Here is a 19,944-nt window from a genome sequence, read left to right on the forward strand (position 1 = left end):
AGGTGATGGTATGTCCAACTTGACAGCCCGACGAGGGGTCGGGAGAGTGGTTCGGAGCGCTGACGGCGAACGTCATGTCGTTGTTGCGTCACGAAGTCGGGTCGAAAACCAGGGGGATGCCGGATTTGGATGACGCAGACGCTCCGCCAGTCTTCATCAGCCTGACCGATCGTCTGCGCGCCAGAGCGGCCGAGCGGCCGCAGCATGTCGCTTTGATTCAAGACGAGTCGGTCGTTTCGTACGGCGAGCTGGACGCCACGACGGATCGGATCGCCGCCACTCTGCAGGCGCAGGGCCTCAGAGCGCAGGAGGTGGTTGCGATCTGCGCCTCCCCCTCGATCGCCTATGTGGAAGTGTTCTGCGGCGCCTTGCGCGCCGGCCTCGCCGTCGCGCCCCTCGCACCTTCGGCTTCGGCCGAGACCTTGGCCGCCATGGTCCGTGACAGCGGCGCAAAGCTCCTGTTTGTTGACCGCGAAACGGCCGCGCTGTTCGCCGACGACATCTCGCCAACGCAGGCACGGCAGGTGCGGCTCGACGACGATTTCCGGGGCTGGATGGTCGCAGAGGGAGCAAAGCCGGCGGCGATTGCGATCGAGCCCAACTGGACCTTCAACATTATCTATTCGTCCGGAACCACGGGCGCGCCCAAGGGCATAGTCCAACCGCACATGATGCGCACGCCCCTTGACCCGCCCGGGTCTCCATTCGGCTATGGCCCGCACGCGGTGGCTCTGATCTCGACGGGGCTCTATTCCAACACCACCTTAGTCAGCCTCTTCCCGGCGCTTGGCGGCGGGAGTACCGTGGTGCTGATGGCGAAGTTCGAGGCGCGCCGTTTCCTCGAATTGGCCGCGCGTTGGCGGGTTACACACGCCATGCTCGTGCCGGTGCAGTACCAGCGCATCATGGCCGTGCCGGATTTCGATAGCTTCGACCTCTCCGCCTTCGTGATGAAGTTCTGCACCAGCGCCCCCTTCTCAGCGGCGCTGAAGGCCGACGTGCTCGCCCGCTGGCCGGGCGGGCTCACAGAATACTACGGCATGACCGAGGGCGGGGCGGGGACCGTGCTCTACGCGCACGAGACGCCTGACAAGCTGCACACGGTCGGCAAGCCGTGGCCGCACATTGATGTCCGGCTGATCGACGACTTGGGCCGCGAAGTGCCTTTGGGGGAGGCCGGTGAAGTGGTCGGAGCCTCCGCGCTCACAATGAGCGGCTATCACAATCAGCCGGAAAAGACCCTGGAGGCGACATGGCGCGACAGCGAAGGCCGCAGCTATATCCGCAACGGCGATATCGGCCGGTTTGACGAGGATGGCTTCCTGATCCTCATGGACCGCAAGAAGGACATGATCATCTCCGGCGGCTTCAACGTTTACCCATCGGATCTCGAAGCCATGCTGAGCCAGCACCCGGCTGTGGCCGAAGCCGCCGTCATCGGTGTCCCCTCAGAGGCTTGGGGGGAGACCCCCGTCGCGTTCGTGGTGCTCAAGGCGGATGTCCAGGTGGAAGCCGAGGACATTCGCAGCTGGGTCAACGGCCGCGTGGGCAAGGTCCAGCGGCTCTCCGCCGTGGACGTCCGCACTGCGCTCCCGCGGAGCCACATCGGCAAGGTTCTGAAGCGCGAGCTGCGCGAAAGCTACAGGCCGCCGACTACGGTCTGACGGACGAGGAAACGACCGCGCACGGGATAGCAAAAACTCCGCCAGAGGGTTTGTCGCGCGGGATCAGCGGGAGAGAAAATGGCTTCGGTACATCCGGTACAATCGGCTCGTTCACAGTTCCTGACGAAGCTCTTCTATGGCTCGGGGTCCTTGGCCTTTGGAGTCAAAGACAACGGCTTCAATGTCTTGCTGCTGCTCTACTACAACCAAGTCCTGGGCCTGCCCGCGAGTTGGGCGGGTTCCGCCCTCGCCCTGGCGCTCGTGGTGGACTCCGTCGTCGATCCGCTCATTGGGTATGCCTCGGACAATACGCGCAGTCGGTGGGGTCGCCGCCACCCCTATATGTACGCTGCGGCGATTCCGGCTTCGCTCAGCTACCTGTTGCTCTGGATGCCGCCAGCTCATCTCGGCAATCTCAGCCTGCTGGCCTATCTGTTCGTGACGACGGTCCTCGTTCGCTCTTTCATCACAGTCTACGAGATTCCCAGCGCGGCGCTCGGACCCGAGCTCAACCGCGACTACGACGAACGCACCTCGTACATGAGCTTTCGCTACCTCTTCGGATGGGTTGGCGGCGTCACAATGTATGTGCTCGCCTTCGCGGTTTTCCTGCGGCCGGACGCCACTCATCCTGTCGGCCAGCTCAATCCGCACGGCTATCATACCTACGCCATCGCCGCGGCCATCGTGATGTTCGTCAGCATCCTGTCGTCGTCAATCGGCACCCATTCGGCCATCCCGTACCTCAAGACGCCGCCCGCGCGCCCGCGGATTCCGTTCGGCCAGGTTGCGCGGGAAATCGGCGGAGTGCTTGGAAATAAATCGGCGGCCGTTCTGCTCGGCTTCGGCATCGTCAGCGGCGTCTCGGCCGGGGTGACCTTCGCGCTGCAAGCCTACTTCAGCACCTTCTTCTGGCAATTGCCCGCGCAGAACATCGCTGTGCTCGGCCTGGGCAGCTATGTCTCAGCGTTCGGGGCGATGGTTGCCGCGCCGAGACTTTCCAAACGTCTTGGGAAGAAGCGCGCGCTGATCACCGTGGCGATCATCTCGGCAATTCTTGGTCCGTCCACCCTCATCCTGCGCCTCCTGGGGTTCTTCCCGGAGAACAATTCAGCCTTCTTGGTCCCCTTGATGCTTGTGATGGGGATCGTCACCGTTGGGCTGTCGATTGTCCCTCCAATCCTCGCCGCTTCAATGATGTCGGACGTCGTGGAGGACAACCAGGTGAAGTCCGGCCGGCGCTCAGAGGGCGTGCTGTTCGCCGCCAACGCATTCCTCCTCAAGTGCGTGTCCGGTCTGGGTCTGCTGGCTGGCTCCTTCGTGCTCAGCATGGTGCACTTTCCGCAGGGGGCAAAGCCCGGACACGTGGCTCCTGAAGTGCTCAGCCGGCTCGCCCTGGTCGACATCTGCGCACTCGCCGTGCTGAACGCCATCGCGATCGCTCTGGTGGCGGGCTACACGATCACCCGCGCAAAGCACGCTGCGAACCTTGAGACGCTCGACGCCACGGCTGCAGAGCTGGTCACGCAAGATCCGCGACTCCACGTGGCAGGGCCGCACTAGCAGTGGCCGCCGCGCATCACCTAAGGGACAATGAGGTCCAGATGAGCCTGTCATTGGACGGCAAGGTTGCTGTGGTCACCGGCGCCAGCACGGGCTTGGGTCGCGGGATTGCCTTAGCGCTCGCGGCTAGGGGCGCGTGCGTCGTCGTCGGAGATCTCACGACTGAGACGAGGCCGGGCAACTTCGACGACCAGGCTGGCACGGCCACCGCCGACCTAATTGCGCAGCGGGGTGGCAAGGCTGTCTTCCGTACCTGCGACGTGACCGACCGGGCGCAGGTTGAGGGACTGATCGGCGAGGCCACAAAGGCTTTCGGCCGCCTCGACGTGCTGGTGAACAATGCCGGCGTGCATCGTGGTGGGACCCGCATGCACGAGTTGACCGAAGACGACCTGGACGCCTGCTGGCGCGTACTGGGCAAGGGCACATGGTTCGCGGCCCAGGAAGCGCTGAAGGCTTTCCTCGCCCAGGGTCAGGGCGGGTCGATCATCAACATCGTCTCCACGGCGGGGCTCCGCGGGCACCTCTACCAATCGCCGTACAACATGGCCAAGGCTGCGCAGGCCAACCTGACCCGGTGCCTGGCGCTGGAGTATGGGGTCGACAACATCCGCACCAACGCGATCTGCCCGACCTATCTCAAGACCGCCATGTCGCGATCCGGCTTCAGCAGTTCGGACTACGATGACTTTGTGGTCCACGCCGTTCCGCTTGGGCGATGGGGAGAGGTCAGTGACGTCGCCAGCCTCGCGGTCTTCCTGGCCTCCGACGAGGCTCGCTTCATTAACGGCGCCCTGATCCCAGTTGATGGCGGGGAAACGGCCGGCGCCGCCGGGGGACCTCGGTAATTCGCAAAGAGTTGAAGTTTGAGCTCCACCTCCCGTCGCCGTTGAAGGTTTGAATGGTGCGGGGAGGGGCGTCGGGCCCACAGAAAGGAACCTTAAAACGATGAGCAATTCCATCGGGGCCATCCCGGCCGCTGGCGAGAAGCCACCATCCGCGGACGTAGCCGACCAACCCGCATCGCCGCCAGAACTTCAGCCCGACCCTGCACGCGTGGTTCGCCAGGTCTTGGCCTCCGAGTATCAGCCGCCGGCCGGCGTTGCGTTCCGCACCGTGACCATCATCTCGGACGGCATTCGCCTTCATGGTGAGGTTTTCACGCCGAGTGCTGCGGAGCCGGCGCACAAGCTGCCAGGCGTGGTGATGGCGCATGGTTGGGGCGGCGTTGCGGCCAGCTTCCGCGCTGACGCCGCAGACATTGCTCGAGCCGGGTATTTGGTCTTGGTTTTCGATTACCGAGGCTGGGGAGAAAGTGGTTCGCCAGTTGTGCTGCTGGCCCCAGAACCACTTCATGTACTGGGCGAAGCTGCCCCCTTTACGGCTCGCGTTCAGCCGCTCAGGGAATACGTCAATCCGCTTGAACAAGCCGAGGATTGGTTCTCCGCCCTCGATTGGATGATGGGCGAGCCGCAGATCGACACCGGTCGAATCGGCATCCGGGGCTCAAGCTATTCCGGCGGGCACGTGGTGCATGTGGCGGCTCACGACCCGCGCGTGCGGGCTGTCGTGAGCCAGGTCGGCGGATTCGATTCTCGCCCAGCAGCCGGCATGGAGCAGCCGGGACGGGACGCCGCCACTCGCATGGCCCGGGGTGAACTCGGCTACCCAGCTCCGCGCGCCTCGGCGATCTTAGGCCTGATCGGATCGCCCATCGGGCACAAAGGCGAGCGCTATGCGCCGGTTCTGGACGCCGCCCAGGTGATCGCCCCGACGCTGATCGTGCTGGTCGAAAATGAGGAATACGGCGGCAATCCAACCGCGGAAGCAGCGTACGCCAGCTTGCAGGGGCCTAAGGAACTGCGCGTACTGCCGGGGGTGACCCACTACGCTGTCTACTCTACGGAACGCGCCACTGTGGTGAAGCTGGCGATCGAGTGGTTCGACCGATTTCTCAAGACCGAATAGCGGCCAAGTCTAAGCTGACGCAGGGTCCTCAAGGCTCAGAATGAGGTCGCGCATCCCCTTGCCGGACAGGATTTCGATCCAATAGCCGTCAGGGTCTTTCACAAAGGCCAGCCCCTTCATCGCCCCGTCGTCCGGACGCTTGACGAACTCAACGCCAGCCTCCTCAAGATGGCGGCAGGTGGCGTGTACGTCTGGCACGGACACCCCGATGTGGCCAAAGCCGCGCGGCTCGGTATTGCCATTGTGATACGCGAAGTAAGGGTCAGCTTCCGTGCCCCAGTTGTGGGTCAGCTCCAGAAGGGCCGGCTGTTCGAACACCCACTGCACGCGCGCACTGCGATCGCTGGGACCCGGGCTCGAAGGGTAGCCCAAGAAATAGAGCGAGAAGCGCATCGCAGGGAAGTCATAACGGTCGAGCAGCGTCATCCCCAAGAGGTCTCGATAGAAGGCCACGGACGGTTCGGGGTCCCGCACCCGAAGCATCGTTTGGTTGAGCACTGGATTGAGGTTATCGGACAACAGTCACTCCTTCGAGTTCTGGATTTTTACGGTCGAGTAGGACTAGCCGCCAGATCGCACCTTGGGATCCGACGAACTGGCCTATCCAATGCGAGCCTGGCGTCAGCCGGGCTGGTTCGAATTGGGGCCTTCGCTTGGCTTTCTTTCTGGTGACGATGACCCATCGCAGCGGCGGAGGCTGAAGTGTTATGCGAGGCGGGTTTTGGCCTGGGCCCCCTTGCGCCGTCGGAAGGTCCGCAATTTCCTTCAGTAGACACTTGCGCGCCGCGAGGCGCGCCGAACCGTCTCATCGCGATCCTTAAGAATCTCCTGCCGGCGCGTAAGCCGTTCCTTTCGGCGGCCGAGGGTCTCTATCGCTGCAGTGAACGCCGCCCGATGTTTGGGCTGGTCGTCGAAACCCTGAGCGACCGCCTCATCCATGATGTCGAGCCGGTCGAGGTAGTAGGCGATCTCCTTTTCGGTATGCGCGACATCACGGGCGAGGCGATCGGCGCCGGCGATGTTCTTTGGGCTCGCAACCGCGCGCATTTTGGTACCGTCTAGCGCCACCAACCGACCACTGATTAGGCCGGCCTCCCGGCAGAACTGGATTAAGGCCGCGCTGGCGGCGACGATGGCCTCAGGATTGTCGTGCCGGAAAGAAGCGATGGTCCGGTAGTCGGGCGTGAGCTTGCGCATCAGCCAGAGCGCTTCGAGGTCGCGAACACAAGCACGTTCCAGATGGCGCGAGGACCGGACCTGGTTGGGGTAGCCCCAGATGTAGAGGCGCAGCATATCAGCTGGATGGAACCCAGGGCGGCCGGTGGGCGCGGCAACGGTGCGGCAGAAGCCGAGTTCAGCCAGGTTCAAGCTGGCGACAAAAGCATCGACGACGCGGACCAGCGCGTCGGACGCGACATAGTCGTCAATGCATGATGGAAGCAGGCTGACTTGGTCCCGGGCGGATCCCTCGATGAAGCTCACGGACACCTCGGCGCAGTAGCTCAGAAGATGTCCCGATTCTAAGCTTGTTCGCTGGCGCGCACCGGGTTTTGTTCCGGGCTGCGAACTTCATTGAGGCGCTAGGATCGCGCATCTCGGGGGCCCTTCCGAGCTTTTGAGAAAGGCGGAAAGTGGGCGAGCCCTTTTGCCATGTCGGTGCCTTTACAGGTCGATCTACAGATGTAATCTCATCGATGGATTACAGGAGTAAATCGCCGATGCCTCTGCCGCGATCGCTGACGAAAGTGGGACTCTTGCTTGGGGCGGTGGCAATCGTCGTCGCGGCCGGCACCGGCGGCGCTCGGGCTCTAGTAGTGCAAGCTCATGACGCCGACGCATATGCCATCCGAGCTCCGAACGGTGTTGACGAGGCCGAATTCGTTTCGATCAACGGCCTGGATCAGTGGATCACGATCCGCGGGCAGGACCGGAGAAAGCCGGTCGTGTTGATCCTGCATGGCGGCCCGGGCCAGGCCCAAAGTCATCTGATCCAGCGCATGGCGCCGATGGAAACGGACTTCGTCGTCGTCCAGTGGGATCAACGCGGGGCCGGCAGGACGCTGGCTCACGCCGGCGGCCTGGTCGACCCGGCCCTGGATCTGAAGACCATGGTGAGCGATGGGCTCGCGGTCACCGAATACCTGCGGCGGCATCTGCACCGCGACCGGATCGTGCTGCTGGGATTCTCCTGGGGGTCGCGGCTTGGGGTGGAAATGGCTGAAGCCCGTCCCTCAGACTACGCCGCCTTTGTCGGGACTGGGCAGGCCGCGGCGACCCAGGCAGTTTCCGACGCCTGGGTCTACGAACACCTGCTGGAGCGGGCCACGGCGGCTGGTGACGCGAAGGGACTCGCCGACCTGCGTGAGGCCGGCCCGCCGCCCTGGAAACCCGAGGCCGGCCAGAAGGCCTATCGAGCGTCCGCCCCTTATCGAGGCCCCGAGGTATCTTTGGCGGAGGGCACCAAGGCGGCCTTCACGGCGCCCAACTGGACCGTCTCCGATGTCCAGGCGCTGGCCCGTGGCCGCTCGGCCTACAAGGCCACCCAGCTGGAGCGCGACCTTGCGGCCTTCAACCCGGACACCTTCGGTGGGTCCTTGGCGGTGCCAGTCATCGTCATCGACGGTGCGGACGACCTGACGACACCGGCCCCTCTGGCCGCCGCCTGGGCGCGCCGCATCAAGGCACCGAAGACGGCGTTTGCGGTCATTGCGGACGCGGGGCACCAAGCCTTGGTCACGCACAACGCGGCTTTCAGCGAGGCTCTGAAAGAGAAGCTGAGCGCGCTGGGCATACGGACGAACTAGGGCCCGCTGAGCGGCGAGGCCCGCGAGTCGATCAGCTGGACGAACCCGTGGATCGAAAACGGTGAAGGGCTGTCTGCCTCATACGGCACGTTGAGCGGTCGGACGCCTCTTGCCGATGGACAGAGTTTTCGCACAGCCTGCCCCGCAACACCAAAGGTGAACGGAGAGCGGCCGGCGGGCGTGCTCGGTCCCGCCGCGGTTCCCGCGGCTCCTACGGGTCCGCCCCTTGCGGGCGCCTTCGGCGCCGGCGGCCGCTCGACGGCGCGTCCCGCCGTGCAGCGCCAGGCCAGGGCCCGTCGCGCAGGCTCCTTGCAGCCTTCCTTGGATTAGCGGTGGCTTAGGGCTCTGCCCTCGGCGCGCTTCGGAGCGCCTTCCGCCCAGCTTCGGTGTCCTTAAGGGCCGGCACGGGTCACGAAGGGCCAAAGCCCCTGCAGCCGGTTCCCCGCGAAGGCGCCCACTCCGCTTGCACACCCGGTCTCGCCGAGCCGGCATGCTTTTCCGAATGCTGAGTCTAGCGCAGATCAAAAAGCCGGCAGCGGACCGGAGTAGGCTGCATGGGGCCGGACGAGGTCACGCTCGTGGAATTGTTCCATGGCGTGGGCAACCCAACCCACAACCCGTGCGATCCGCAGCAGCGCACTCTGGTTATGCCGCAGGTCGATCTTCCGGGCGAGAATCTGGGCTGGAAGCACAAAGTCCGGCAGCCGTCCCGTCGCCTCATGCACCGCCTGCGCCGCGCGGTCGAACCGGCGCAGATCGGCGTCGTCGCCTGCAGCCTCATGCAGGACGTCCAGCAGGAGTTTGGCGCGCGGATCCCCCTTTGGATAGTTCTTCGACGCGAAACCTGGCATCGGCTCGCCCTCGCGGATACGGCGCAGGACCGGATCGCGCGGATCGGCCTCAGATTCGATCTCGTCGAGCAGGCGGGCAACGCTAGAACTCTGGCCGAAGGTCAACCGCCGCCCCGACGACGACACGAGCCCCGCAATGGCCGCCGCATAGGGCGTCACCCCAGTATTGGCGGCGGCGCGTACCGCGTAGGTGGTCGGATCGAGCTCATGATCGGCGGCCAGCACCGCGAAAAGTCGCACGACATCCAGATACCGCTCTGAAGCGCCAAGTGTCTCGATGGCGAAGACGTGGAAGGGCGCGATACTGGGCGCTTCTGACCCAAGACATGCCGCCGCGACGCATCTTAAGACGTCCGCACCGGAGCGGCGATATCCCGCTGGCGACAGGTCGTAGGCGCGCGGGTTGGCGTGCTCGACGTTGAACAACATGGCGATGGCGCGCTGCAGCGGGGTGAGATCGTCGCCGATCTGCGCGCCGGGCCCCTCCGTCGGCACCTGAGGCAGATCAGCGGTGAAAATCTCGCTTTCGGGCGCTTGCCAGAGTAGGGCCGCAATGGATTCGAGGGTTTCGGTGCGAGCCAGCTCTAACGCCGGCTGGCCGCGGTAATAGTGGCCTTGGGGCGTGATCAGGGTGATCGCGGTTGACTCGACTAGGTTGCTCGGTAAGGCCGAGGCGGGCGTTGAGTCTTTGGCGCCGTGCACGATCTTCGTCACGTCATCGCGCCAATAGTTGCGGCACTTGGATCCCGCCACCCTTTGGGACCGGATCATTCCGCGGCTGACGTAGGCGTAGACGGTAGTGACACTGACGCCCAGGGCCAGGGCGGCTTCGTCCGCCGTCATGAAGAGGTCTTCGCTCACAAGGTCCGGTCTCTCACATTGAGAAATTTTGTCCAGATTGACTCCAATTTCGGGGTCGATCAAATCTCGTCATGACACATGTGATACGCATGTACAACAATAATCAATGTCATGGGGAAATGCGATGAAGGACTATCAGGTGAGCGCGCTCGCTCTGTTGGCGGCTCTGACGCCGTTCGCGGCGCTTGCGCAGACAGCCTCCACACCGGCCGTTGAAGTGCAGGAGGTGATCGTCACCGGCTCGCACATCGCGCGGCAGGACTACAGCGCAAGCACGCCCGTCGTGACGATCGGCGCGGCGGCGGTGCAAAAGACCGGTTCGGTCACCCTCGACACCGTTCTGAAGGAACAGCCCCAGTTCGTGGCGTCGACGGGTTCGACCACCAACAGCTCGGGCAACGGCGGCCAGGCGAATATCCAGTTGCGCGGCCTGGGCCGCGCCCGGACACTGGTCTTGATGGACGGACGGCGCCTGCCGCCAGCCAACTCCGACGGCTCGGTCGACATCAACGCCATCCCAACGTCCCTGATCGAAAACGTCGAGATCATCACGGGCGGGGCCTCGGCCGTGTACGGATCGGACGCCATCGCCGGCGTGGTGAACATCCGAATGAAGCACCACTTCGACGGCCTGGAGGTGTCGGCGCAGTACGGGATCGCCGGTCATGGCGACGCAGAGGATTACAAGATCGGGGTCGCCGGCGGCGGCGACTTCGACAGCGGCCGTGGCAGCTCGGTCTTCTCCCTCGAATATTCGAACCGAAACCCGATCTATTACGCCGACCGGAGCTTCACGGCCGGCAGCCAGCGCGACTCCGTCCTGCCGCAGGGGCTGGTGTCCTTCGCATCGGGGACGCCGACACAGGCGGCGCTCGATGCGGTGTTCGGCAAGTATGGGGTCGCGCCGGGCGTCGTGAAGGCCGGCAACCAGTTCGGCTTCAACGCCAACGGCAGCCTCTTCAGCACCGGTCTCAGCGTGCAGAACTACAAGGGCTCCACCGATCCCACGCTCTTCGCCATCGGCCCCACCGCCGTGCTGGCCGAGGGACGCCAGTACCGCTACCTGCAGCTGCCGCTCGAGACCTATTCCGTCTTCAACCGGACGAGCTTCGACCTCGACGAGAACAACCACCTCTTTGGGCAGTTTTCTTACACCAACAGCGTGGGCGCGACGCAGTTGAACCCTGTCCCCGGCCCCTCAAACGCGACGACCGGTGTCCCCCTGATCCCGGTCACCAACCCCTTCATCCCGGCAGACCTGAAGACGCTGCTGGCGTCTCGCGCCAATCCGACGGCGCCGATCGCGCTGTCGAAGCGCTTCGACGTGTTTGGCCCCCGCCTGCAGGAGAACCACAACGACACGTTCCAGGTCGTCATCGGCGCCAACGGCAAGCTGCCGATCTCGGATTGGACCTACGACGCCTACGGCAGCTATGGGAAAAACTCGATCCTGATCGAACGGCCGGTCTGGCAAAGTCACGCGGCGCTGCAAACACTGCTGTCGGCTCCCGACGGCGGCGCCTCGATCTGCGCGGGCGGCTTCAACCCCTTTGGGCAGCAGGCGGTGTCGGCGGCTTGCGGCGCGTTCATCAACAAGCATTTGCAGAGCACCGCGGAAATCGAGCAGCGGGTCGTCGAGGCGAGCGCGCAGGGGGGCCTGTTCGACCTGCCGGCGGGGCGGGTCCGCTTCGCCGCGGGCGCCGACTATCGCGAGGATTATTTCAACTCTCAGGCCGATCCGCTGATCATTGCGGGCGACATCATCGCTGGCAACGGCAGCTCCTTCGTCGGCTCAACCAACGTCAAGGAAGGCTACCTCGAGCTGCTGGTCCCCATGCTGAAGGACCTGCCCTTCGCCAAGGACGTCAGCGCGGACCTCGGCTATCGCTACTCGGACTACAGTTCCGTGGGCGGTGTGAAGACCTACAAGGCCGATGTGAACTGGCAGGTCGTCGACGCCTTCACGTTCCGCGGCGGCTATGAGCGAGCCATTCGCGCCCCAAGCATCGGCGAACTCGACGCGCCGGTGGTCAATGGCACCACCATCATCGGTCTGGCCGGCAGCATCGGCAGCGGCGATCCCTGTGACGTGCGCGGCGCCTACCGCACCGGCGCGAACGGCGCCAAGGTGCGGGCGCTCTGCCTGGCGACGGGCGTGCCGTCGAGTATCATCGACACCTTCACCTTCGCCCAGCAGTCGGTGGGGAATATCAGCGGCGGCAACCCCAATCTGCACCAGGAAACCGCCGACACCTTCTCGGTCGGGGCGGTGTGGCGGCCCCGGTTCGCGGCGCCGCTGTTCAGCAACCTCTCGGTGTCCCTGGACTACTACAACATCGATCTGAAGGACGCGGTGGGCTCGATCACCGCGCCCCTGGTGCTGTCCCGCTGCTTCAACGCCTCGGGCGTGACCAACCCGAACTACGACGCCAGCAATGTCTTCTGCGGGCGGGTGACCCGCAATTCCGACGGCTCGATCAACCTGGTCAGCCAGCAGAGCCTCAATCTCGGGGGCTACAAGACTGCCGGCTATGACCTGCAGGCCGACTGGCGTTTCGAGACCAGCGCGATCGGCCTGAACGACGGCGGCGACCTCAACATCAACCTGCTGACCAACTACCTCGACAACTTCCTGATCAAGTCGCTGCCGGGCGACCCCTTCCTGCAGTTCGCGGGCACTATCGGCAACGGCCAGATCGACCCGGTCGCTATTGCCCGCCCGCGGTGGAAGTCCAATCTGGACGCCAGCTACAGCCGCGGCCCGATGAACCTTGGCGTGACCTGGCGCTATATCGGCAAGATGTCCAACGCCGCCAATGTCGGCACCCCTGGCACGGCGGCCGGCGTGCCGGCGGTGAGCTACGTCGACCTGACCGGCCGCTACAAGCTGACCGAAAAGGTCGAGCTGTGGGGCGTGATCGCCAACGTCGCCGACAAGCATCCGCCCGTCTATCCGGCCGTCGGGTCGACGGACCTGGCTACCTACGACGCGGTCGGCCGCCGCTTCATCCTTGGCGTGAAGGCGCGCTTCTAACTTCCTCCCCTCGGCGGCGATCCTCCTCTCTGGAGGGTCGCCGCCAGCTTTTTCCGACCCTAGGATTTCGCCATGTCGCCATCTCGTCCAGACGCCTGCCGCGTTCTCGTGCCCTCCGGAGTTCTTGGCTCGGGTTGCCCGCAAGCGGCCTTTGACCGGGGGCTCACGCTCGACCCGCACGTCATCGCGGTTGACGCCGGCTCGACGGACTCAGGCCCCTATTACCTCGGCGCCGGCGTGTCGAAGATGACGCGCAAGGCGGTGAAGCGGGATCTCCGGCAGTTGATGGTCGGACGCGCAAAGCTGGGCATCCCGCTGCTGATCGGGTCCTGCGGCACGAGCGGCACCGATGCCGGCGTCGACTGGATGGCGGAAATCTGCACCGAGATCGCAGCGGAAGAAAGCCAGTCGGTGAAGGTCGCGCTGCTCTATTCCGAGCAAGATCCGGAACGGCTGGCGACCTACCTGGCCAAGGGCGCGATCTCGCCGCTTGCCCCGGCGGGACCGCTGACGGCGGAGACGCTCAAGGCCTGCGATCACATCGTGGGGCTCATGGGATTCGAGCCCTTCGCCGCCGCGATCGAAGACGGGGCGGACATCGTCCTGGCCGGACGCACGACCGACACTGCGGTCCTGGCCGCCGTACCGCTGATGCGCGGCCTGCCGGTCGGCCCCTCGTGGCACGCGGGAAAGACGGCGGAATGCGGCGGGTTGTGCACGACCAAGTCGCGCAACGGCGGAGTGATGCTGTCCATCGATGCCGGAGGCTTCGACGTAGAACCCCTGGCGGCCGACAACAGCTGCACGCCGCGGTCGGTCTCGGCCCACATGCTGTACGAGAACTCCGACCCTTACGAACTGCGCGAGCCGGGCGTCATGCTAAACGCCCGCGACGCCGTCTACACGGCGATCGACGAGCGCTCGGTTCGCGTCACCGGCTCGTCCCATGTCGCGATGCCCTACACGCTTAAGCTGGAGGGCTCCGGTGCCGTCGGCTATCGCACCATGGTGTTCTCGGCCATTTCCGATCCCAAGATCATGGCCGAGCTCGATAGGTTCCTGGGCCGCCTGCGCGACCGCCTCGCGGCCGGCATCCGGTCCGTGCTGGGCTACGAACCGGACGAATACGACTTCGACATCCGCGCCTATGGCGCCAACGCGCTTGGCCAGCCTGGCGAGAGCACGGTAAGGCCCGCACCGCTCGAGGTGGGGCTGATGGCGCTGGTCACGGCCCCGACCCAGGACATGGCCACCGAGATCGCCAAGTTCAGCAATCCCATGCTGCTGCACTTCCCGCTCAATCCCGACGACCCCATGCCGAGCTTCGCTTTCCCGTTCTCGCCGGCCGAGGTTGAGCTCGGACGGCTCTACGAGTTCAAGCTGCAGCACATCGTCTCTATCAGCGATCCGCTGGAACTTGTGCGCACCAGCACCTTCACCACCCATCAGGGAGAGCGTCTTGCCGTCGCTTAAAGACGTCGCACAATACGTCCGCTCAAAGGCCGCCGGCCCGTTCTGGGTGACGATCGATATCTTCTGCGGCGACGCCGCGACGTTCGAGCGGGTGCGCAAGGCGCAGTCGCTTTCGGCTGACGCGGTCGCCAAGCTCTACGGCGTGTCGGCAGACAGCGTGCGGGTCTTCGAGGTGGAGCCTCTGAATGTCCTCAAGATCTCTTTCCCTCGCCTGCGCCCACAGGGCTCGCCGCATGACGCCGATTCCCACGCGGGCCAGTATTTCGTGCCCCTGCTGACCGCGCCGGTTCCGTGACCGGGACCAATCTCGGCGCGGTCGGTTCGCCGGACATCGCCGCGCGCATCGATCGCCTACCGCCGACGCGATATGTCTGGACCTTGGTGGCGCTGGTCTCCTTCGGCGCGTTCTTCGAGATCTACGATCTCGCGCTCTCGGCGCCGCTGAGCCTGGGTTTGCTGGCCGCGGGCATCTTCCATAAGGGCGCGGAAGGTCTGTTCGGACTGAGTGACCAGGCGACCTTCGTAGCCGTGACCTTTGCCGGGCTTTACGTTGGGACCCTGGGCTTCTCAACGGCCGCCGACCGGCTGGGCCGGCGACCGATCTTCACCTTTGCGCTCATTTGGTACGCCTTGGCGACCGTAGTGATGGGGTTCCAGTCCACAGCCATTACGATGTGTCTCTGGCGGTTCATCGCCAGCATCGGCATTGGTCTCGAACTGGTGGCGATCGACTGTTACCTTGCCGAACTGATGCCGAAGGCGACGCGGGGCAAGGCCTTCGCCATCAGCGCCTCCATCCAGTTTCTCTCCACGCCCCTCGTGGCCGTCCTGGCCTGGCGACTCATCCCGGGCGAGCACTTTGGAATCTCCGGCTGGCGCTGGCTCGCCTTCCTGCCGGCCATCGGCGCGGGCTTGATCTGGTGGGTCCGCCGCGCGCTTCCGGAGTCGCCGCGTTGGCTCGAAGCCCATGGTCGGCCTGACGAGGCAAACGCGATCATGACAGCCATCGAAACGCGGGTGCAAGCGGATTGGGGCGGCCCGCTGCCGTCACCGCGACCCCGCGCCATAGCGGCGGCCGCGAATGAGCAAGTCTCACTCTGGCGGCCCCCCTACAGGCGCCGGACCCTCACCCTGGTCGTCTTTCACCTGTTCCAGACCATCGGTTACTTCGGTTTCAGCAACTGGCTGCCGACCCTGCTGGTGTCGCAAGGGATCACCATAAGCAGGTCCCTGGCCTACACGGCCGTGCTGGCGCTCGTGCCGCCCATCGCGCCCTTGGTGTTCAGCCGCTTCGCCGACAAGGCCGAGCGAAAGTGGCTGGTGGTGTCCGGCGCGCTGCTGGCAGCCGCGGCGGGCCTGCTGTTGTCCCGGATGACGCAGGACTCGAATTTCCTGGTGTTCACGGCGATCGGCGCCAGCGTGGCGGTCGGCAACTCCCTGATGTCGCTCTCCTATCATACCTACCAGAGCGAGATTTTTCCAACTCGGATGCGCGCGCGGGGCGTCGGGCTCGTCTATTCGTTCAGCCGGCTCTCCGCGATCTTCTCGGGCTATATCATTGCCTTCACGCTTGAGGAGGCCGGGAGCGCCGGTGTCTTCGTGCTGATATCAATCGCCATGGTGATCGTCGCCCTAACCATCGGCCTCTTCGGTCCGCGCACCCGCGGCCTGGCCTTGGAGGAAATCTGATCGTCTCGCCGTCTGGGCAGCCCAATGCCGACGGCCTGAGCCGCGGCGGGCCGAGGTCGCGTGGAGTGGACCCAGGGAGAGTCCAGGCGTTCCTGGACGACGCACAGCGGTTGGGCGTCGAACTCAACAGTTTCATGGCTTGGCGGGCCGGCGATGTGATCGCCGAAGGCTGGTGGTGGCCGTATCGCCCCGATCTGCGCCACATGATGCATTCGGCGACGAAGAGCTTCTTGTCAGCAGGGATTGGTCTCGCGATCGCGGAGGGGCGTTTCGACCTCGACGAACAGGTGATTTCGTTCTTCCCAGACAGGCTGCCCAGGGTCGTTAGCCCGCATCTCGCCGCCATGACTGTTGAAGATCTCCTGACCCAAACTAGTGGCCACGCCCGGGGAGCTTCTGGATCGATCTGGCGCGGCATCGCCACCAGCTGGATCGATGAATTCTTCAAGATCCCTGTCGTCTACCCGCCGGGCTCGAAATTCAAATACACCAGCGCGTCCAGTTTCATGCTTTCGGCGATCCTCAGCCGCACGACAGGAGAGAGCGCGCTCGACTACATTGCGCCTCGACTGCTGCGCCCATTGGGGATCGACGGCCTGACCTGGGACATCGGTCCAGAAGGCATCAATCCCGGCGGCAACGGGATAAGCTGCCGCACGGTCGACCTCCTGAAGCTTGCCATTTTACATATGCGGAAAGGCACGTGGAACGGCGAGCAGGTGCTACCCGTAAGCTGGGTGGAACGGGCGACCCGTCCAGCGCGCGGTAACGCTCATGGCTATCATTGGTGGATGGGTCCGGGTGGGGCGTTTTACGCCTATGGCCTCTTTGGTCAGTTCGCAGTGATGTTTCCTGAGCATGATGCCGTTCTGGCGCTGACGGCTGCCGTGCCACCGAGCGAGGAGACGCTCCGCTCGTTAGTCTGGCGCCATTTTCCCGTTGCGTTCGAGGAGCCGAGATCGGCGGGGACCCGGGCGCAAGACGCCTCTGTCATCGCAAGCTGGACGAACCTACGACTTCTCCCGGAGCTGAAGCCTCAGGCCTCCGCGATCGCTGCCAGGGTCTCCGGACGGCTTCATGCCGCGGAGCCAAATTCCGACGGCATCGTATCATTGCAATTCGACTTCGCTTCCAACCGATGCGCCTTCCATCTTCAGGATGGGCGAGGCCACCATGTCATCAATGTTGGACTCTTGAACTGGCTGGAGAGCGAGACGACGATGTCGGGCGGCGCCCTCCATCACGGCTACGAACCGCCCCGCATGCGGGTGATGGCCGGCGGTCGTTGGCTTGACGCCGAGACGTTCGAGATGACCTGGCAATTCGTGGAGACGTCGTTTCGCGATCGGGTCGTCACGAAGTTTGAAGCTGACAGCTTGGTATTCGCGAGAAGCGTCAACATAAACTCGGGCGAGCTCGTTCGCCCGCCGATCGTCGCGCATTCGTTGGGGCTTCGTTGACACCCGCGCAGCAGGTCCGCCGTTGGCAGCACCGCACCGATCTCAATTCCTATGATGATAACCGATCGCCGATTTCACAGTCGGCCTTCGGACGAGCGAAGGTCGGCTTTCGGGCGGTGAGCCAAGGTCTCCTGGTGGCGCATTGCGGAAGCTAAAGCGCCTCGGCGTAGGCCGCATCGTTCTTCCCGCGCTTCATGTAGGGCTTCACGTACTGCGGCGGGATCAGCTTCACCTCATGGCGGAACGACTGCAACAGGCGCGCCCAATGATGCGAGCTACCGCTGGATTCGATCGCGACGAGGGTCGGCGGCAGCTTCTCGAAATAGCGGATCATCTCGGCCCGCCGGAACTGGCGGCGGACAACGACGACCTCGTTCTCATCAACGCCGTGGAGCTGGAACACCGACTTGGCGGTGTCCATGCCGATGCGTGTAGGTGTGTTCACTGGTCTCTCCTCTCATCTGGCCTAACGCCGAAGCGTCATGAAGCCGTTGGGATGAGAGGCCGTCCACATCAACACATCGTTCGGACGCCCCGGCGGTTGGTCGTTCCATATGACGATTGACCGCGGCCGGAGTCGACCGGGCCCACTATGCGTGGAACGGCGGGATTGCATTTCCCGCTGGTGCGCGGCACAGGGCGCACATGCCCCGCCGACGACCTGATCGCGCGCAGACGATGCGCTCACGCCGCCTTTGGTGGGGCCGCAACGGCGCCTTCGTGCGGGGCATGATGGCGGGGGTGGCGCTCTGCCTGGCGGTCACCTGGGTCGTGCAGCTCGTGCTGGAACACCGCAAATAAGGTCCGGGTGCAGCGTGGCTATCGCCTGCCAGATGCCATGACGTTCGCACGTTTCATTCCCTCCGAAATTGACCCTCGATGGCCCGGCTGGGGCGGACCAAAGGTCCGGCGGGTGGTCCGCGAGAGGCGTAGGGCTACGTCTCGCGCGGGCCGAGGGGAGGGGCCAAAAGAGCGGTAGCGGTCTAGGGCAGGATAGCCTTGGCGGCGGCGGGTCTTTACGCGGAGCGGCCAGTGACGAACTTCAATGTGCGGATCGAGGATGGCCTGGCCGCCCGCTTCGACGCCTGGGCCGCCGGCCGCGGCGGTCGCTCGCCGGCGCTCCGCCACTTGATCGAGACGGCTTGCCGACCAGCTGGTGGAGGCCCCGCGGGCGAACGCCTGGATCCGCGGCCCGTCAAACTGACTGTCCGTCTGTCGGCGCGCTACAGCGCCGGGCTGTCGGCCTTGGCCGCGGAGTTTGGGCTCACGCCGAACGCCTGGGTCGCGGCGTTGGTCCGGCGTGCAGTGCAGGGGAGGCCGACCTTTCGGCGGGCGGATGAACTGCTGCTCATTGCCATCGCCGGAGAGGTTCGGCGGATCGGCGTCAACCTCAATCAGATGGCCCGCGCGCTGAATACGGCGGTGCTGGAAGGCCGTGTTCTGCACACTCAGTTGGTCGCCGTCGGCGACTTTCGGCGGGAGCTTCGCGCGCACCTCACGGGCCTGCTGGAAGCCTTCGAGGGCAACCTCAGCTATTGGTCGACAGACCTGTGAGCGACTTCGAATTCCTGCCAGGATTCGAGGATGTCTGGCGCCCGCCGGTGCGTTCGCGGGCGGTGCGTCCGCGGGCCGTTCTGGGCAAGATATCCGGCAGCGCCAGCACCCGAGCAAAGCTCGCTAGGGTCGTCGCGCGGACCCCTGAGGTGATGGTCAAGGTGACCGGTCGAACCCGTGATCCGGGACACCTCGCAGCGCACCTCAGCTACATTACCCGCAACGGCGAACTGCCGGCGACGGATAGAGACGGGGGCGATATCCGGGGCGCGCGCGAGGTCCGCGACGTCGCTGCGGACTGGTCCGCGCTCGCGGCTCTGGATGGCCGCCGGCGGGCGTCGACGCCGGAAAGCGTGTCGATGATCCTGTCCATGCCGGCGGGGACCGACGCGGCCCGATTGCTCGACGCGGTGGTGGCATTTGCGGCCAAGCAGTTTGGCGACCGGCACGACTATCTGCTCGTCCTGCACACCGACACCGGCCACCCGCATGTGCATCTGACGGTGCGGGCCATGGGTGACTCCGGCGAACGGCTGAACCCGAAGAAGGCCGACCTGGAGGCCTGGCGGCAGGAGTTCGCGGAACAGTTGCGGTTGCGCGGGATCGCGGCAGAAGCGACGCCCCGGAGGGCTCGGGGCATAACGCGGAAGGCCGAGCGGACTCCAGTCCGGAAGCTGCGTGACCGTCACGAGGCGGGCGCGGGACCGCTCCCGGAGGTTCGCAGGTTCGCCTATCAGGAGGCCGGTCGCGCAGCGTTTGGCGGCGACACGGCACCGCGTCCTTGGGAAACCCAGCTGCGAACCACCCAAGTCAGAATTCGTCAAACCTACGTTCGGGAAGCCCAGATTCTTCGCAGCTCTGCAGATCCGCAGGACCGGGCCCTCGCAGATCGGGTTATGGCCTTTGTCCAGTCACTGCCGCAGCCCGATAGCCAACGGCTCGCGTTGGCTCGGGAGCTGCGGAAGGCCAATCGCGGAATTGAATTGGCGCAGGCCAAGCCCGAAGGAGAACGCTCCCGTTAGC

The 19,944-nt window shown here is 64.8% G+C and carries 16 protein-coding genes and 1 pseudogene; 13 read left to right on the top strand and 4 right to left on the bottom strand.

Annotated features, from left to right (window positions below; all coding sequences use genetic code 11):
* Nucleotides 1-116 precede the first annotated feature (116 nt).
* The 4 genes from ACESMY_RS11020 (at nucleotide 117) to ACESMY_RS11035 (ending at nucleotide 5,195) form a co-directional block, all read left to right on the top strand.
* A complete protein-coding gene (locus ACESMY_RS11020; protein WP_372784712.1) occupies nucleotides 117-1,664 on the top strand; it encodes a class I adenylate-forming enzyme family protein in 1,548 nt (515 codons plus the stop codon).
* 78 nt (nucleotides 1,665-1,742) lie between these two features.
* Entirely contained in the window at nucleotides 1,743-3,227 is a 1,485-nt protein-coding gene (locus ACESMY_RS11025) for an MFS transporter (RefSeq protein WP_372784635.1), read from the top strand.
* A gap of 41 nt (nucleotides 3,228-3,268) precedes the next feature.
* Nucleotides 3,269-4,075, top strand: a complete 807-nt coding sequence (locus ACESMY_RS11030; protein WP_372784636.1) for an SDR family NAD(P)-dependent oxidoreductase — start codon at nucleotides 3,269-3,271, stop codon at nucleotides 4,073-4,075.
* 100 nt (nucleotides 4,076-4,175) lie between these two features.
* Nucleotides 4,176-5,195 carry an alpha/beta hydrolase gene (locus ACESMY_RS11035; protein WP_372784637.1) on the top strand — a complete coding sequence of 340 codons (1,020 nt, stop codon included), beginning with the start codon at nucleotides 4,176-4,178 and terminating at the stop codon, nucleotides 5,193-5,195.
* A gap of 9 nt (nucleotides 5,196-5,204) precedes the next feature.
* Here the strand turns inward: ACESMY_RS11035 and gloA are convergent, their stop codons facing one another.
* Together gloA and ACESMY_RS11045 are read right to left on the bottom strand one after the other, a co-directional pair.
* A complete protein-coding gene (gene gloA / locus ACESMY_RS11040; protein ID WP_372784638.1) occupies nucleotides 5,205-5,714 on the bottom strand; it encodes a lactoylglutathione lyase in 510 nt (169 codons plus the stop codon).
* Nucleotides 5,715-5,960: 246 nt separating this feature from the next.
* On the bottom strand, nucleotides 5,961-6,677 hold the full coding sequence (locus tag ACESMY_RS11045) for a transposase (protein WP_372784639.1): 717 nt from the start codon (nucleotides 6,675-6,677) through the stop codon (nucleotides 5,961-5,963).
* Nucleotides 6,678-6,913: 236 nt separating this feature from the next.
* Between ACESMY_RS11045 and ACESMY_RS11050 the strand changes: the two genes are divergently transcribed.
* Nucleotides 6,914-7,999: an alpha/beta fold hydrolase gene (locus ACESMY_RS11050; protein ID WP_372784640.1), complete on the top strand. Its 1,086-nt coding sequence runs from the start codon at nucleotides 6,914-6,916 to the stop codon at nucleotides 7,997-7,999.
* A gap of 521 nt (nucleotides 8,000-8,520) precedes the next feature.
* On the opposite strand, the gene ACESMY_RS11055 is transcribed toward ACESMY_RS11050, so the two are convergent.
* Entirely contained in the window at nucleotides 8,521-9,711 is a 1,191-nt protein-coding gene (locus ACESMY_RS11055) for a citrate synthase (RefSeq protein WP_372784641.1), read from the bottom strand.
* 124 nt (nucleotides 9,712-9,835) lie between these two features.
* On the opposite strand from ACESMY_RS11055, the gene ACESMY_RS11060 reads away from it, so the two are divergent.
* The 5 genes from ACESMY_RS11060 to ACESMY_RS11080 all read left to right on the top strand — a co-directional run bounded on the left by ACESMY_RS11060 (nucleotide 9,836) and on the right by ACESMY_RS11080 (nucleotide 17,367).
* Complete coding sequence (locus tag ACESMY_RS11060) at nucleotides 9,836-12,745, top strand: TonB-dependent receptor domain-containing protein (RefSeq protein WP_372784642.1); 2,910 nt, start codon at nucleotides 9,836-9,838, stop codon at nucleotides 12,743-12,745.
* Between the two features lie 72 nt (nucleotides 12,746-12,817).
* On the top strand, nucleotides 12,818-14,218 hold the full coding sequence (locus ACESMY_RS11065) for an acyclic terpene utilization AtuA family protein (RefSeq protein ID WP_372784643.1): 1,401 nt from the start codon (nucleotides 12,818-12,820) through the stop codon (nucleotides 14,216-14,218).
* Entirely contained in the window at nucleotides 14,205-14,513 is a 309-nt protein-coding gene (locus ACESMY_RS11070) for a DUF4387 domain-containing protein (RefSeq protein WP_372784644.1), read from the top strand. Before ACESMY_RS11065 ends, ACESMY_RS11070 begins: the two co-directional genes overlap by 14 nt.
* Nucleotides 14,510-15,907: an MFS transporter gene (locus ACESMY_RS11075; RefSeq protein WP_372784645.1), complete on the top strand. Its 1,398-nt coding sequence runs from the start codon at nucleotides 14,510-14,512 to the stop codon at nucleotides 15,905-15,907. Before ACESMY_RS11070 ends, ACESMY_RS11075 begins: the two co-directional genes overlap by 4 nt.
* A gap of 65 nt (nucleotides 15,908-15,972) precedes the next feature.
* Complete coding sequence (locus ACESMY_RS11080) at nucleotides 15,973-17,367, top strand: serine hydrolase domain-containing protein (RefSeq protein WP_372784646.1); 1,395 nt, start codon at nucleotides 15,973-15,975, stop codon at nucleotides 17,365-17,367.
* Between the two features lie 154 nt (nucleotides 17,368-17,521).
* On the opposite strand, the pseudogene ACESMY_RS11085 reads toward ACESMY_RS11080, so the two are convergent.
* Nucleotides 17,522-17,788: pseudogene (locus ACESMY_RS11085) on the bottom strand (IS110 family transposase); the annotation flags it as partial.
* Between the two features lie 257 nt (nucleotides 17,789-18,045).
* On the opposite strand from ACESMY_RS11085, the gene ACESMY_RS11090 reads away from it, so the two are divergent.
* From ACESMY_RS11090 to ACESMY_RS11100, 3 genes are all read left to right on the top strand, one after another.
* Nucleotides 18,046-18,168 carry a hypothetical protein gene (locus ACESMY_RS11090; protein ID WP_372784647.1) on the top strand — a complete coding sequence of 41 codons (123 nt, stop codon included), beginning with the start codon at nucleotides 18,046-18,048 and terminating at the stop codon, nucleotides 18,166-18,168.
* Nucleotides 18,169-18,399: 231 nt separating this feature from the next.
* Nucleotides 18,400-18,921, top strand: a complete 522-nt coding sequence (mobC, locus tag ACESMY_RS11095) for a plasmid mobilization relaxosome protein MobC (protein WP_372784648.1) — start codon at nucleotides 18,400-18,402, stop codon at nucleotides 18,919-18,921.
* Entirely contained in the window at nucleotides 18,918-19,943 is a 1,026-nt protein-coding gene (locus ACESMY_RS11100) for a relaxase/mobilization nuclease domain-containing protein (protein ID WP_372784649.1), read from the top strand. Before mobC ends, ACESMY_RS11100 begins: the two co-directional genes overlap by 4 nt.
* Nucleotide 19,944 lies beyond the last annotated feature (1 nt).

Origin of the sequence: Phenylobacterium sp., assembly GCF_041691455.1 — a bacterium.
GTDB lineage: Bacteria > Pseudomonadota > Alphaproteobacteria > Caulobacterales > Caulobacteraceae > Phenylobacterium.

Bases quoted from the DNA above. Each gene is read 5' to 3' on its own strand.
- ACESMY_RS11060 (WP_372784642.1), top strand. From the start codon at position 9,836: ATGAAGGACTATCAGGTGAGCGCGCTCGCTCTGTTGGCGGCTCTGACG.
- ACESMY_RS11065 (WP_372784643.1), top strand. From the start codon at position 12,818: ATGTCGCCATCTCGTCCAGACGCCTGCCGCGTTCTCGTGCCCTCCGGA.
- ACESMY_RS11020 (WP_372784712.1), top strand. From the start codon at position 117: ATGCCGGATTTGGATGACGCAGACGCTCCGCCAGTCTTCATCAGCCTG.
- ACESMY_RS11030 (WP_372784636.1), top strand. From the start codon at position 3,269: ATGAGCCTGTCATTGGACGGCAAGGTTGCTGTGGTCACCGGCGCCAGC.
- ACESMY_RS11025 (WP_372784635.1), top strand. From the start codon at position 1,743: ATGGCTTCGGTACATCCGGTACAATCGGCTCGTTCACAGTTCCTGACG.
- ACESMY_RS11090 (WP_372784647.1), top strand. From the start codon at position 18,046: ATGCGCTCACGCCGCCTTTGGTGGGGCCGCAACGGCGCCTTCGTGCGG.
- ACESMY_RS11035 (WP_372784637.1), top strand. From the start codon at position 4,176: ATGAGCAATTCCATCGGGGCCATCCCGGCCGCTGGCGAGAAGCCACCA.
- ACESMY_RS11050 (WP_372784640.1), top strand. From the start codon at position 6,914: ATGCCTCTGCCGCGATCGCTGACGAAAGTGGGACTCTTGCTTGGGGCG.